The sequence below is a fragment of the Achromobacter sp. RTa genome (assembly GCF_000757485.1).
Classification (GTDB): Bacteria; Pseudomonadota; Gammaproteobacteria; order Burkholderiales; family Burkholderiaceae_B; genus Achromobacter.
In genome coordinates this window covers 44,623-59,265 of record NZ_JPYO01000019.1, presented here as the reverse complement: position 1 = coordinate 59,265, position 14,643 = coordinate 44,623, and the positions used below count along the sequence as shown (strand labels likewise).

Sequence of the window (14,643 nt, the reverse complement as noted above, 5' to 3'; positions counted from 1 at the left end):
GAGAGACCATGAGCAGCAAGCAACACATGACCCCCAGCGAAGCGTTCGTTGAAACGCTGGTTGCGCAGGGCGTCAAGGACGTATTCGGCATTGTCGGTTCGGCCTTCATGGACGCGCTGGACCTGTTTCCGGCGGCGGGCATCCGCTTCGTGCCGACGGTGCACGAGCAGGGCGCCGCGCACATGGCCGACGGCTATTCCCGCGTGACCGGCCGCCACGGCGTCTGCATCGCGCAGAACGGGCCGGGCATCACCAACTTCGTGACGGGCGTGGCCGCCGCCTATTGGGCGCACAGCCCGGTCGTGGCGATCACCCCCGAGACCGGTACCTCGGGCATGGGCCTGGGCGGATTCCAGGAAACGGAGCAATTGCCGATCTTTTCGCGCATCACCAAGTACCAGGCGCATGTGAACCGCCCGGACCGCATGGCGGAGTTCACCGCCAAGGCCTTCGACAACGCCCTGGCGGAACGCGGGCCGACGCAGCTGAACATCCCGCGCGATTATTTCTACGGCGAGATCGACGTGGCCATTCCCGAGCCGCGCCGCGTGCGCCGCGGCCCGGGCGCCGAAGAGGACCTGGAAGCGGCGGCGGCCCTGCTGGCCCAGGCCAAGTTCCCGGTCATCGTCGCGGGCGGCGGCGTGCTGTTCTCGGACGGACAGGCCGAATGCGTGGCGCTGGCCGAGCTGCTGGGCGCGCCGGTGGTGACCAGCTATCTGCACAACGACGCCTTTCCGGCCAGCCATCCGCTATGGTGCGGCCCGTTGGGCTACCAGGGCGCCAAGGCCGGCATGAAGCTGTTGTCGCAGGCCGACGTGGTGCTGGCGCTGGGCACGCGCCTGGGGCCTTTCGGCACCTTGCCGCAGCATGGGCTGGACTACTGGCCCCAGGGCGCGCGCATCATCCAGGTGGACGCGGACCATCGCATGCTGGGGCTGGTGCGCCCGATATCGGTAGGCATCTGCGGGGACGCCAAGCCCGCCGCCGCCGCCCTGGCCGCCAGGCTGCAGGGGCGGGAGGTGGCCTGCGCGCGCACCAAGGCGGCGCGCGGTGAACAGATCGCCGCGCAGAAGGCGGAGTGGGAAAAGGAACTGGACAGCTGGTCGCACGAGCGCGACGACTGGAGCCTGGACATCATCGAGCACGGCGGCGGCCGCATGCATCCGCGCCGCATGCTGCGCGAACTCGAACGCGCCATGCCCAAGCATGTGATGGTGTCCACGGACATCGGCAACATCTGCTCGGTGTCCAACAGCTATCTGCGCTTCGAGGAGCCGAATTCGATGCTGGCCGCGATGAGCTTCGGCAATTGCGGCTACGCCTTGCCAGCGCTGATCGGCGCCAAGCTGGGCCGCCCCGACAGGCCGGCCGTGGCCTACGTGGGCGACGGCGCGTGGTGCATGAGCTTCCAGGAGTTGCTGACCTGCGTGCGCGAACAGATCCCGGTTACCGCCGTGGTGTTCCACAACGGCCAATGGGGCGCCGAGAAGAAGAACCAGGTGGATTTCTACGGGCGCCGCTTCGTCGGCAGCAACCTGAAGAATCCGAACTTCTCCGAGCTGGCGCGCGCCATGGGCGCGGAAGGCATACGCGTGGAGCACGCCGACCAGGTGGGCGCCGCCTTGCAGGCCGCCTGCAAGGCGCAATCCGAGGGCAAGACGACCGTGCTGGAGATGATGGTCAGCCAGGAACTCGGCGACCCGTTCCGGCGCGACGCTTTGAAGCAGCCGGTGCGTTTCCTGGACAAGTACAAGCCGTATGTGAACCAGCCCTTCAGCCCGGGCGAGGTGCCGCTGCCGATCGATCCCGTCAGGGGCTGACCGCGACATGCCCGGCGCGGCAATGCCCGCGCCGGGCTTTTTTCCGCTTGGCCTTGCGGATCGTCCGCGGCAGGAGCACACAGACATGGAAAGCGATCGATTGTTCGAGCCGCTGCGCAGCGCTGCGCTATCGGCGGGACGCCTGCGCACGGCGGTGGCCTATCCGCTGTGTCCCACGAGCCTGGGCGCCGCGGTTCAGGCGCGCGATGCCGGCTATATCGAGCCGGTGCTGGTGGGGCCCGCGTGCCGGCTGCGGCCCCTGATGGCGGAGATGGGCCTGGCCGCCGATGCGCTGGAGGTGGTCGATACGCCGGACGACGAAAAACTGGCCGCCTGCGCCGCCGCCGCCCTGGCGCGCGATGGGGCCGTGCGCATGCTGATGAAGGGCAGCCTGCACACCGATCATTTCATGTCGGCCGTGGTGGCGCGCGACGCCGGGCTGCGCACCGACAGGCGCATCAGCCATGCATTCGTGATGGGCGTGGCAGCCTATCCCAAGCTTTTCATCCTGACCGACGCCGCGGTCAATATCGCGCCCACCCTGCAGGAGAAGGCGGATATCGCGCAGAACGCCATCGACCTCGCGCGCGCCCTGGGCGTGGAGCGGCCCAAACTTGCGGTGCTGTGCGCCACCGAGTCGGTCAATCCGTCGATGCCGGCGACGCTGGACGCCGCCGCCCTGTCGAAGATGGCCGACCGCCATCAGATCCAGGGTGGGGAGATAGACGGCCCGCTGGCCTTCGACAACGCCATTTCGCGCGCGGCCGCGGATCAGAAGGGCATTGTGTCCAGCGTGGCCGGGGACGCGGACATCCTGCTCGTGCCGGACATAGAGGCCGGCAATATGCTCTACAAGGAGCTGACCTGGCTGGCCGGCGCGGGCACCGCGGGGCTGGTGCTGGGCACGCGCGTGCCGGTGCTGCTGACGAGCCGCTCCGACTCCATGTCGGCTCGCGTGAACAGCTGCGCGGTGGCCGCCCTGTATGCGCGCGCGCTTGCCGGCTGACCCTCCATGAGTCCGATACCGCGCCTGGCTCCAAAAAGTCTGGCGGTTTGGTACTAAGCCCGGACCCTCAGGCTGGCTACGCTACCTGTAAGGCCATCCCGTTGAATGGTTCGTGAGACAGAACATAAAGGGGTTGAACATGCGCAGCGCAAGAAAATGCTTGACCACGATCCTGGCAGCACTGGCGATGGCCGGCGGCGCCATGGCGGCGGACACTCCCAAGCCGGGCGGCACCCTGGTAATCGGTTCGACGCAGGTGCCGCGGCACCTTAATGGCGCGGTGCAATCGGGCACGGCGACTGCGTTGCCCAGCGCGCAGCTGTTCGCCAGCCCGCTGCGCTATGACGCCGACTGGAAGCCGCAACCCTATCTGGCGCAGTCCTGGGAGCTCGCTCCGGACGGCAAGTCGCTGACGCTGCACCTGCGCAAGGACGCGCTGTTCCATGACGGCAAGCCCGTGACCTCGGCGGACGTGGCGTTCTCGGTCATGGCGGTCAAGAAGAACCATCCGTTCCAGACCATGTTCGCGCCGGTGGAGGCCGTCGATACGCCGGATCCTTACACGGCGGTGCTGCGCATGAGCAAGCCGCACCCGGCGATCCTGCTGGCCCTGTCGCCTGCCTTGATGCCCGTGCTGCCCAAGCACATCTACGACGACGGCCAGGACCTGAAGACGCACCCGCGCAACTCGGCCGACGTGGTCGGTTCGGGTCCGTTCAAGTTCAAGGAGTTCAAGCCGGGGCAGGAAATCGTGCTGGAGAAGTTCGACAAGTTCTTCCTGCCCGGCAAGCCCTACCTGGACCGGATCGTCGTGAAGATCAACCCGGACGCCACCAATCTGCTCATCGGGCTGGAACGCGGAGACATCGCGGCCTTGCCGTTCATGACCGAGCCGACCATCCTGCGGCGCGCCAAGGACAATCCGGCGATCGCGATGACCAGCAAGGGCTACGAAGGCATCGGGGCGCTGAGCTGGCTGGCCTTCAATACGGCGCGCAAGCCGCTGAACGACGTGCGGGTGCGCCAGGCCATCGCGTACGCGGTCGACAAGGGCTTCATCACCAAGGCGCTGAACGCGGGCTTCGCCAAGCCGGCCGACGGCCCCATCATCGGCACGAGCCCGTTCGCGGCGCAAGACGTCAAGAAGTATCCGCTGGACCTGAAGAAGTCCGAGCAACTGCTGGAGGAGGCCGGCTTCAAGAAGAATGACAAGGGCGAGCGCCTGTCGCTCACGGTGGACTACATGCCGGGGTCCGACGTGCAGGGCAAGAACGTGGCGGAATACATGCGCAGCCAGCTGAAGAAGGTGGGCATCGCGGTGCAGGTGCGTGCGTCGCCGGATTTTCCGACCTGGGCCAAGCGCATCGCCAGCCATGATTTCGACATGACCACCGACATCGTCTTCAACTGGGGCGATCCCGTCATCGGCGTGCACCGCACCTACTTGTCCAGCAACATCCGCGACATCATCTGGACCAATACGCAGTCCTACTCCAATCCGAAGGTCGACGCGCTGCTGGAGCAGGCCGGCACCGAGACCGACGTAGACAAGCGCCGCGCCCTGTACGGCGAATTCCAGCGGATCGTCACGGAAGACCTGCCCATCGACTTCCTGACCGTCATTCCGTACCACACCTTGACGTCCAAGAAGGTGCACGCCTTGCCCGCGGGGATCTGGGGCGTCATGTCGCCGATGGACGAAACCTACCTGCAGTAGGGGGCCGCCATGACGCGCTATATCTTGCGCCGCCTGGCCTACGCGCTGGTGCTGCTGCTGGCCGTGGTGACGCTGAACTTCCTGCTGATCCACATTTCGCCGGGGGACCCGGTCGAGACGATCGCCGGCTCGATGGGCGGCATCAGCGAAGAGCTGCGCGAACAGCTGCGCACGCAGTATGGGCTGGACAAGCCCTTCCTGGTGCAGCTGGGCATGTACCTGTCCCAGGTGCTGCGCGGCGACCTGGGCTATTCCTATTTTTTCAACGTGTCGGTGGCCCAGCTGATCTGGGAACGCGTGCCGGCCACGCTGCTGCTGGTCGTGACCTCGGTGATGGGCGCCTTCCTGGTCGGCACGTTGTTGGGCACGCTGGCCGCGCGCAAGCCCAACGGGCCGCTCTCGCAGGGCATCACGCTGCTGTCGGTGGTGGGGTATTCGGCGCCGGTGTTCTGGACGGGCATCATCCTCATCCTGCTGTTCGCCTCCGTCCTGCCGATCTTCCCGGTATCGGACATGCGTTCCGCGGGCGGGCCGGAGGCCGGCTGGGCGGGCATGCTGGACGTGCTGCACCACCTGGTGCTTCCGGCCTTCACGCTGGCGTTCGTGTACCTGGCGCAATACAGCAGGCTGGCGCGGGCCAGCGTGATGGAAGCCCTGTCCGCCGACTACATCCGCACGGCGCGGGCCAAGGGCCTGTCGGAACGCTCGGTCCTGTACAAGCACGCGCTGCGCAACGGCGTCTTGCCGGTGGTGACCATGCTGGGCCTGCAATTCGGCAACGTGCTGGCGGGCGCCATCCTGGTCGAGACGGTCTTCAACTGGCCGGGCCTGGGGCGCCTGGCGTTCGACTCCGTGCTCCGGCGCGACTACCCCACGCTGCTGGGGATCCTGCTGTTCGCATCGCTGCTCGTGGTGGTGATGAACCAGCTCACCGATCTGGCCTACCGCCTGATCGATCCCAGGATCAAGACGACATGAGCCAAGTTCCTTCCGCTGTTCCCATCGCCGCGCCGACCGCCGCGGCGGCCCGGCCGCCGGCGCGGCAATCCTACGAGGCCCTGCGGGTGTTCGTGCGCAATCCTTCTGCGGTGGTTGGCGTGCTGCTGCTTGCGGCAGTGCTGGCCGTGACGATCTTCGGGCCCATGTTGATGCAGGCGGATCCTTTCGAGATCGCCGGGGCGCCGATGAGCCCGCCCGGGGAGGATGCGCTGCTGGGCACGGACTACCTGGGGCGCGATGTGCTGACCGGCATGGTCTACGGGGGACGCGCCACCCTGCTGGTCGGGGTGGTGGCGGCCGTGCTGTCCATGGCCATCGGCCTGACCGTGGGTGCGCTGGCTGGGTATTACGGCGGCTGGGTGGACGAAACCCTGATGCGCATCACCGAGTTCTTCCAGGTGCTGCCCACTTTGCTGTTCGCCATGGTGCTGGTGACGCTGTTCTCTCCGTCGCTCGCCACCATTGCGGTAGCGATCGGCGTGGTCAGCTGGACGGGGACGGCGCGGCTGGCGCGCGGCGAATTCCTGCGCCTGAAGCGACGCGAGTACGTGCTGGCGGAGCGGGTGATCGGCGCGGGTGACGCGCGCATCATCTGGCGCGTGATCCTGCCCAATGCGCTGGCGCCTCTGATCGTGTCGGCCACGCTGGCCATCGGCATGGCGATCCTGTTCGAGGCCGGCCTGTCGTTCCTGGGGCTGGGCGATCCGAACATCATGAGCTGGGGGCTGATGATAGGCAGCAACCGGCCCTACATCCTGACCGCGTGGTGGGCCGTGACGCTGCCGGGAGCCGCGATCTTCGTGACGGTGCTGGCGGTCAGCCTGATCGGCGACGGCCTGAACGACGCGCTCAATCCCAACTCGCGGGGGCGCTCATGAACGCGATCGAGCAGGTTCCCGTTCTGGAAGTGGACCGCCTGAGCCTGGAATTCCGCGCGCGGGGGCGGGTGGCCGAGGTGCTGAGCGCGGTCAGCTTCGACTTGCGCCCGGGCGAAACGCTCTGCCTGGTGGGGGAGTCCGGCTGCGGCAAGAGCATGACCGCGCTGGCCATCATGCGCCTGATTCCGCCGTTGGGGCGCATCGGCGCCGGTAGCGTGCGCCTGCGCGGCGACAACCTGGCCGACCACGACGAGGAAGCCATGCGCCAGGTGCGGGGCAACAAGATATCCATGATCTTCCAGGAGCCCATGACCGCGCTGAATCCGGTGTACACGGTGGGCGACCAGATCGCGGAGCCGCTGAGGCTGCACCAGGGCATGGGCAAGGCGCAGGCGCGCGAGCGCGCCATCGACATGCTGAAGTCCGTCGGCATACCCCTGCCCGAGAGGCGCGTGGACGACTATCCGCACCAGATGTCGGGCGGCATGCGGCAACGGGTGATGATCGCCATCGCGCTGGCCTGCGATCCCGACGTGCTGATCGCCGACGAGCCCACCACCGCGCTGGACGTGACGGTGCAGGCGCAGATCTTCGATCTGCTGCGCGAGCAGCAGGCGCGCCGCGGCACCGCCGTGCTGTTGATCACGCACGACATGGGCGCGGTGTCGGAAATGGCCGACCGCGTCGTGGTCATGTACGGAGGGCGGGTGGTGGAGCAGGGAGGGGTGCGCGAGATCCTGGCGCATCCCCGCCATCCCTATACGCGCGGGCTGATCGCCTGCCTGCCCGAGCTGGATCGCGAACCCAGCGACATCCGGCCGGACCTGCCGGAGATCCCCGGCGTGGTGCCTTCGGTCTGGGAGCGTGGCGTGGGCTGTCCATTTTTGGAGCGCTGCGGCCAGGCGATGCCGCGCTGCCGCGACACCTTTCCACCGCTGACGCGCGTGGGCGACGCGCAGGAAGTGGCCTGTTGGCTTTACCCGGAGGCGACGCCATGACGCAGCCGAATGCCCCTGCCTTGCTGTCGGTGCGCGACCTGGCCGTGCATTTCCCCATCGGCGGCCGCGGACGGGACGGCAAGCCGGTCGTCGTCAAGGCCGTGGATGGCGTGTCGTTCGACCTGCAGCGCGGACGCACGCTGGCGATCGTGGGAGAGTCTGGCTCGGGCAAGACCACGACCGCGCTTTCGGTGCTGCGCCTGGCCGACCCGACCGCGGGCTCGATCCATTTCGACGGCACGGACCTCACCGCGCTGCGCGGCGCGGACCTGCGCCGCATGCGGCGGCGCCTGCAACTGGTATTCCAGGACCCGTACTCGTCGCTGAATCCGCGCCAGCGGGCCGGCGACATCGTGCGTTCGCCGCTGGACCTGATGGGCATAGACCCGCCCGGCGGCCGCGAGGCGCGCGTGGCCCGGATGTTCGAGCTGGTCGGATTGCGGCCCGAGCAGCGCCAGCTGTTTCCGCACCAGTTTTCCGGAGGGCAGCGGCAGCGCCTGAACGTCGCCCGGGCGCTGGCCAGCGCGCCCGACCTGATCGTCTGCGACGAGCCGGTATCCGCGCTGGACATCGCGATCCGGGCGCAGATCCTGAACCTGCTGCGCCGGATCCAGCGCGAGCAGGGGCAGTCATTCCTGTTCATTTCCCATGACATGGCCGTGGTCGAGCACATCTGCGACGACATCGCCGTCATGTATTTGGGCAAGATCATCGAGCAGACCTCGCGCGAGGCCTTCTTCTCGCGGCCGCTGCATCCTTATAGCGTGGCCCTGATGTCGGCGGTGCCGACGGTCAAGGGCGGGCGCGAGCTTGCCGCCCGGCGGGTACGGCTGGCGGGCGATCCGCCCAGCCCGGTGGACCCGCCGCCGGGCTGCCGCTTCGCCGGACGCTGCCCCGCCGCGCAGCAACTGTGCTCCACGCGCGAGCCGGCGTTGCGCGAAGCCGCGCCGGGCCACCGCGTGGCCTGCCACTTCGTCGAAATCCGCAATGGCGTCCCGGAATCGCCGCTGCGGGCCTGACCCCGATATCCAGAGGAGACCCTGATGACCCAGCCAGCCACGACCATCTACGCCGCGCGCAGCATCCTGACCATGAACCCGGCCCAGCCGCGGGCCACGCACGTCGCCGTGCGCGACGGCCGCATCCTGGGCGTGGGCAGCAAGGAATCCCTGGCCGGCTGGGGCCCCGCCGAGGTCGATGGGCGCTACGCGGACAAGGTGCTCATGCCGGGCCTGGTGGAAGGGCACTGCCATCTGCCCGAAGGCGGCATGTGGAAGTTCGTCTATGTCGGCTTCTACGACAGGCGCGGGCCCGACGGCCGGCTCTGGGAGGGGCTGAAAAGCTTCGAGGCCGTCGCCGCCAGGCTGCGCGAGGCCGAAGGCGCCCTGGCGCAGGATACGACGCTGATCGGTTGGGGCTTCGACCCGATCTTCTTCGAGGGGCGCAGGATGGACGTCCGCGACCTGGACGCCGTGTCCCCGCGGCGGCCGGTCGTGGTGATGCACGCCAGCATGCACCTCATGAATGTCAACACGCCGATGCTGGCCAAGGCGGGCATCGACCGCGATACCGATATCGAGGGCGTGACCCGGATGGAGAACGGGCAGCCCAGCGGAGAGCTCTGCGAATTCGCGGCCATGTTCCCGGTGATGCGGCTGATCGGCAGTCCGTTCCGCACGGTAGGCGTGTCCGAAGAGGGCCTGCGCATGTTCGGCAAGGTGGCGACGTGGGCCGGCGTCACCACGGCCACGGACCTGGTCAACGAGCTGGGCGACGAAGGGCTGGCGGCGCTGGCCCGCGTGACGGCCGAGCCGGATTACCCCGTGCGCATCGTGCCGGCCGCGTCGGCGCTGACCTACGCGGGCGATCCTGGACGCTGCCTGGCGAAGCTGGAAGAGGCCCGCCGGCTGAATCATGGCAAGCTGCATTTCGGGATGGTCAAGCTGGTGGTGGACGGGTCGATCCAGGGCTTTACGGCCCGGGTGCGCTGGCCCGGCTACTACAACGGGGCGCCCAATGGCATCTGGGTCATCGCGCCGGCCGAAGTGGATACTCTGGTGCAGGCCTACCATGAGGCCGGCGTGCAGATGCATATCCACACCAACGGCGACGAGGCGACGCAACTGGCGATCGAGGCCGTGGACCGCGCCTTGCGGCGCAGCCCGCGGCGCGACCACCGCCATACGCTGCAGCACTGCCAGATGGCCGACGCGGCGCAATTCCGGCGCATGGCCAGCCTGGGCATGTGCGCGAACCTGTTCGCCAACCACATCTTCTATTGGGGCGATGCGCACCACGCGCTGACCATGGGGCCGGACCGCGCCAACCGCATGGACGCCTGCGCCACGGCGGCGCGCGCGGGGGTGCCGTTCTCGATCCACTCGGATGCGCCGATCACTCCCCTGGGGCCGCTGTTCACCGCATGGTGCGCGGTGAACCGGCAGACCGCCAGCGGCAGGGTGCTGGGGGAATCGGAGCGGATCGGCGTGGATGCAGCCCTGCATGCCGTGACGCTGGGCGCGGCCTATACCCTGCACATGGATCACATGGTGGGGTCGATCGAAGTCGGCAAGTACGCGGACTTCTGCGTGCTGGAGGAAGATCCCCTGGCGGTGCCGGCGGACAAACTGAAGGATGTGCCGGTGGCGGGCACGGTCATCGGGGGCAGGCCCCTGGCGTTGCGGGAGGGCTGACGTGGCGCCGCGGGGCGGGGCGCCGGCGCGCATCGCGCTGACGGTGGTGGGCGGCTTCCTGGGCGCCGGCAAGACGACCTTGCTCAATCACGTGCTCGCCACGAGCCGGCGCCGCGCGGCGGTGCTGGTGAACGATTTCGGGCCGGTCGATATCGACGCCGGCCTGATCGCGGGGCGCGCGGACGACGTTATCCGGCTGGCCAACGGCTGCGTCTGCTGCTCGATGGCAGGCGGGTTGGACGATGCGCTGGCGCGCGTGCTGGCGCTGGATCCGTTGCCGGAATGGATCGTGATCGAGGCCAGCGGCGTTTCCGATCCGGCCCGCATCGCACAGGTCGGCATGTCGGATCCGCTGCTGCAACTGGAAGCCGTGGTGGTCGTGGTCGACGCCGCCAATGTGCGCGCCCTGGCGGCGGATCCGCTGTTTGCCGATACGCTGGAGCGCCAGCTCGGGGCGGCGGATCTGCTCGTGCTCAACAAAACGGACCTGGCCCCGCCGCGGGAGCTGGCGGCTCTGCATGCGTGGCTTGAGGACCTTACCCACGGCGCGCCGCGCATCGAAGCTCGCGAAGGCCGCGTGGATTTGCGCTGCCTGATGGGGGAGGCCGCGGTCGCGCATCACGGGCACCACGAGCACCACGATTGCCGTGCCGCCGGCTGCGGCCATGCCGGACATGAGGCCGAGGAACCGGACCATCCGTTCGAAAGCTGGCTGTGGCGGGCGCCTGCGCTGCTCGACGCCGACAGGCTGGCCGAACGGCTCAGGCAGACGCCTCGGCAGTTGCTGCGCGCGAAGGGCTGGGTGCGCACGGACCGGCATGGCCTTGTGCTGGTGCAACTGGCCGGACGCCGGGTGCGTTACGACACACAGGCGCAGCCGCCTGCCGGGCTGGACGAGCCCGGGCTGGTGTTGATCGGATTGCGCGGCGCCGTCGACCCGCGCGCGGTGGCGGAATGGCTCGCGCCCGCCGAGGCATAACGCCGCGCGCGTCGAACGGCCGTTCTGGTGCAAGCGATTTTCCGTTTCTGGTTCTAGACCCTGCCAGGCCGCTCACTTACCTTGGATCCTGAATGCTGGCGCATGCCGCGCCGGCTTCCACTGGAGGCACGCAATGCACAAGACCGTCACCGCGGACATGCTGGCCGAATTCGCGGCGGCCTGGAACCGCCACGATATCGAAGCCCTGATGTCTTTCATGAGCGACGACTGCGTATTCGAAACCGTGGGCGGACCCGAGCAGTGGGGCGCGCGGCATGCGGGGCGCGATGCGGTGCGCGCGGCCTTCGCGGCGGCGTGGGCCTCCTTTCCCGACGCGCAGTGGCGCAACGGCAGGCACTGGGTCGCCGGGGACCGGGGCGTATCCGAATCCACGTTCACGGGCACCGCCGCGGACGGATCGCGCGTGGAGGCGGACATGGTGGACGTTTTCACTTTCCAGGACGGGAAGATCCGCGTGAAGAACGCATTCCGCAAGCAGCGGCCGGCCTTGCCGGCGCGGTCGTGACGCCCGCCGCGCACTCAGCAACCGGAACCGCAGCATGGATACCCAAATGTCCTTCCAACCTGAAGGCCCGGCCCGTTCGGGCGGGGCAGCAATCAGCGCATACAACCCGGCCTACGATCCGCTGGTGTCGCCGCCTGGCCAAGGGCAGGACTACGCGCCCACCTACTGGGTCGCGACCGCGGGCGCGCCGCCCGAGGACGACGGCCCGGTCAATGGCGATATCGACGCCGACGTGGTGATTGTCGGATCCGGCTTCACCGGGCTGTCGGCCGCGCTGACCCTGGCACGGGACTTCGGCGTCAAGGCGGTGGTGCTGGAGGCCAACCGCGCGGTGTGGGGCTGCACCAGCCGCAATGGCGGGCAGGGGCAGAACGCCTCGGGGCGGCTGTACCGTTCGCAATGGATCGAGCGCTGGGGCCTGGACACGGCCAAGCGCCTCGATGCGGAGATCCGCGAAGGGTTCGAGTACTGGAAAAGCCTGGTCGCCCAGGTGGATTGCGACGCGCAGCCGGGGGGGCACTTGTACACGGCGCATCGCCAGAAGAAGATGGCGTTCCTGCGGAACGAGGCGCGCGTGATGCGAGAGGTCTTCGGCTACGACACGAAGATGCTCAGCAAGGAAGAGCTGCGCGAACGCTATGTCGACGACCGCGAGGCGGTGGGCGCGATGCACGAGCCCGATGGCGTGGGCGTGCATCCGCTGAAGCTCGCCTATGGCTATCTGAGGCAGGCGCGCGCCTTGGGGGTGCGGCTCCACCCCGGCAGCCCGGTGCTGCGCTGGCGCGCGGAGAATGGCAGGGTGCTGCTGGAAACGCCGGGAGGCGTGGTGCGCGCGCGCCGGGTTGCGTTCGCCACCGGCGGCTACACCGCGCAGGGCGTCAACCGCCTGCTGGACAACCGCATCATGCCCGTGCTGTCGAATTCGCTGGTGACGCGGGTGCTGTCGCCCGCGGAGCGCGAGGCGGCAGGCTTGAAGAGCACGGTGTTCATCACCGATACGCGGACCCTGCGCTTTTACTACCGGCTGCTGCCTGATGGCAGCATGCAGATCGGCAGCCGCAGCGCGCTGCGCGGCGCCGACGCGGAGAATCCGCGCCACCTGGCGTTGCTGCGCGACGGGCTGGCGCGCAAGTTTCCCGCCCTGAAAGGGGTGGAGGTGGCGTATTCGTGGTGGGGCTGGGTGGACGTCAGCCACGACATGATGCCGCGCGTGACGCAGCCCGACCCGGTGCTGCCGGTGTACTACGCGTTCGGCTATGGAGGTAATGGCGTGGCGTTCTCGGCCCATGCCGGCAGGCGGCTGGCGCAGCGGATGATGGGCAAGGACGGCGTGGCCTGGAATCTTCCGATCTACGATTCCCCCTTGCCCGGGCATCCGTTCGCCCCGTTCCGCAGGCTGGGCCAGGGCCTGCTGTACCGTTGGTACTACCTACGAGACGAACTGCTCTAGCGTGTTGAGATCGGGGCCTTCCGTGTCGCGCCGCCCGTCGGCGCGGGCGCGGAATCGGTCGACGACCCGGGCCAGCCTGACGATGCCCGGCTCGATGTGCTCGGGGCGGATCGAGGTGAAGCCCACCCGCAGGAAATTGCGGGGCGCGTCGGCGCCGTTCATGAAGAAGACGTCGCCGGGCTCGACGACCACGCCCTCGGCCAGGGCGGCCTCGGACAATTCGACGGCGTCGAGCCAGGGCGGCCCCTGCAGCCAGCACGAGGACGACCCGGTGATGGGGATGACCTTGAAATCGGGCAGGTGCTGCGCCAGCGCGCGCGAGAGTTCGTTGCCGCGCTTCTGGTAGGCCTGGGACTGCCGGCGCAGCAGCGCGTGGTGATGGCCCAGCGAAATGAAGAGCGAGAAGGCGCGCTGGATGTAGGCGGACGGATGGCGCAGCATGAGCCGGCGCAGGGCGCGCAGTTCGCCCGTGAGTTCGCGCGGCGCCACGATATAGCCGATGCGCAGGCCGGGCGCAAACGATTTGGCCAGGCTGCCCACATAGATGACGCGGCCGTCGCGGTCCAGGCTCTTTAGCGCGGGTATGGCGCCTTCGCCCCAGCGGCTCTCGCTTTCGAAATCGTCCTCGATGATCATGCTGTCGGCCTGGCGGGCCAGCGCCAGCAGGCTCTGGCGCCGTTCCATCGAGAGCGTGACCGTGGTGGGGCACTGGTGGCCCGGAGTGACGAAAAGATAGTCGCAGCCCAGCAGGTGGGTGCCGGTGCACAGGCCCTGCTCGTCGACGGGCATGGGCAGCAGATTGCGCGTATGGCTGGCGAAGATGTTGCGGGCATCGGGGTAGCCTGGATCTTCCATGCCCACGACCGTGTCCTCGTTGACCAGCAGGTCCGCGAGCAGGTAGAGCGCGTGCTGCGCGCCCACGGTAATGACGATTTCCTCGGCGTCCGCCCATACGCCGCGGCGCGGCAGGACCTGGGTCCGGATCTGCTCGATCAGCGCGGGGTCGTCGTGGGTGATGAGGTCCGGGGCCCAGCTGCGGATGTCCAGCACCGACAGCGCCTTGATGCAGCATTCGCGCCACTCGGCGGTTGGGAACAGGTCCTGGTCGAACTGCGCGTAGACAAAGGGATAGGGCTGCTTCTGCCAGTCGCGCGGCTTGGTGATGTTGCGCTGCCGGGATGGCCGGAAGCGCAGCCGTTCTTCCCAGCGCACCGTGGGCGCGCCGTCGCCGCCGGTGGGGCTAGCGTCGGCCGCGGGGCCCGAATGCCCAAGCATGACTGTGTCGCTGACGAAGTGGCCGCTGCGCTCCCGCGACACCAGGTATCCCTCGCTGACCAGCTGCTGGTAGGCGAAGACGACCGTATTGCGGGCGATGCGCAGCTGGTCGGCAAGATGCCGGCTGGACGGCACCGGCGTGCCGGGCGGCAGATGGCCGCTCAGGATGGCGGACACCAGCATCTGCCGCACGCATCCCTGCAGGCTGAGGTTGGGCGCGCTTTCCCGTTCGAACAGGCGCTCCCACAACACAGGCTTGAGCATCGAGGCCTGGCTGGACATGAAGGCTCCCCTTGTGACGA

12 protein-coding genes are annotated in these 14,643 nt (G+C 68.3%); 11 read left to right on the top strand and 1 reads right to left on the bottom strand.

Translation table 11 applies throughout. The features are described from left to right. The first annotated feature begins 8 nt into the window (after nucleotides 1–8). The 11 genes from xsc to JL37_RS06425 all read left to right on the top strand — a co-directional run bounded on the left by xsc (nucleotide 9) and on the right by JL37_RS06425 (nucleotide 13,066). Nucleotides 9–1,820 (top strand): sulfoacetaldehyde acetyltransferase, encoded by a 1,812-nt coding sequence (gene xsc, locus JL37_RS06475; protein WP_043542767.1) that lies wholly within the window; start codon nucleotides 9–11, stop codon nucleotides 1,818–1,820. An 85-nt stretch (nucleotides 1,821–1,905) separates the two neighbouring features. Beyond that, nucleotides 1,906–2,826 (top strand): bifunctional enoyl-CoA hydratase/phosphate acetyltransferase, encoded by a 921-nt coding sequence (locus tag JL37_RS06470; RefSeq protein WP_043542765.1) that lies wholly within the window; start codon nucleotides 1,906–1,908, stop codon nucleotides 2,824–2,826. 139 nt (nucleotides 2,827–2,965) lie between these two features. Further along, complete coding sequence (locus JL37_RS06465) at nucleotides 2,966–4,543, top strand: ABC transporter substrate-binding protein (RefSeq protein WP_043542763.1); 1,578 nt, start codon at nucleotides 2,966–2,968, stop codon at nucleotides 4,541–4,543. A 9-nt stretch (nucleotides 4,544–4,552) separates the two neighbouring features. Continuing rightward, entirely contained in the window at nucleotides 4,553–5,521 is a 969-nt protein-coding gene (locus JL37_RS06460; protein ID WP_043542762.1) for an ABC transporter permease, read from the top strand. Then, nucleotides 5,518–6,420 carry an ABC transporter permease gene (locus JL37_RS06455; protein WP_043542761.1) on the top strand — a complete coding sequence of 301 codons (903 nt, stop codon included), beginning with the start codon at nucleotides 5,518–5,520 and terminating at the stop codon, nucleotides 6,418–6,420. Before JL37_RS06460 ends, JL37_RS06455 begins: the two co-directional genes overlap by 4 nt. Then, nucleotides 6,417–7,418, top strand: coding sequence for an ABC transporter ATP-binding protein (locus tag JL37_RS06450; RefSeq protein WP_043542758.1), 1,002 nt, complete (start codon nucleotides 6,417–6,419; stop codon nucleotides 7,416–7,418). The genes JL37_RS06455 and JL37_RS06450 overlap by 4 nt, the downstream gene beginning before the upstream one ends. Beyond that, on the top strand, nucleotides 7,415–8,437 hold the full coding sequence (locus JL37_RS06445; protein WP_043542756.1) for an ABC transporter ATP-binding protein: 1,023 nt from the start codon (nucleotides 7,415–7,417) through the stop codon (nucleotides 8,435–8,437). Before JL37_RS06450 ends, JL37_RS06445 begins: the two co-directional genes overlap by 4 nt. Before the next feature lie 24 nt (nucleotides 8,438–8,461). After that, nucleotides 8,462–10,111: an amidohydrolase gene (locus tag JL37_RS06440; protein WP_043542755.1), complete on the top strand. Its 1,650-nt coding sequence runs from the start codon at nucleotides 8,462–8,464 to the stop codon at nucleotides 10,109–10,111. Nucleotide 10,112: 1 nt separating this feature from the next. Continuing rightward, nucleotides 10,113–11,090 (top strand): GTP-binding protein, encoded by a 978-nt coding sequence (locus tag JL37_RS06435; protein WP_043542752.1) that lies wholly within the window; start codon nucleotides 10,113–10,115, stop codon nucleotides 11,088–11,090. 133 nt (nucleotides 11,091–11,223) lie between these two features. Then, on the top strand, nucleotides 11,224–11,616 hold the full coding sequence (locus JL37_RS06430; protein WP_043542749.1) for a nuclear transport factor 2 family protein: 393 nt from the start codon (nucleotides 11,224–11,226) through the stop codon (nucleotides 11,614–11,616). Between the two features lie 46 nt (nucleotides 11,617–11,662). Then, nucleotides 11,663–13,066 carry an NAD(P)/FAD-dependent oxidoreductase gene (locus JL37_RS06425; RefSeq protein WP_369798523.1) on the top strand — a complete coding sequence of 468 codons (1,404 nt, stop codon included), beginning with the start codon at nucleotides 11,663–11,665 and terminating at the stop codon, nucleotides 13,064–13,066. On the opposite strand, the gene JL37_RS06420 is transcribed toward JL37_RS06425, so the two are convergent. Then, the gene (locus JL37_RS06420) at nucleotides 13,046–14,623 is read right to left on the bottom strand and encodes a PLP-dependent aminotransferase family protein (RefSeq protein ID WP_043542746.1); all 1,578 of its coding nucleotides are present in this window, start codon (nucleotides 14,621–14,623) and stop codon (nucleotides 13,046–13,048) included. The two genes, JL37_RS06425 and JL37_RS06420, sit on opposite strands and share 21 nt — an antisense overlap. Nucleotides 14,624–14,643: the final 20 nt, after the last annotated feature.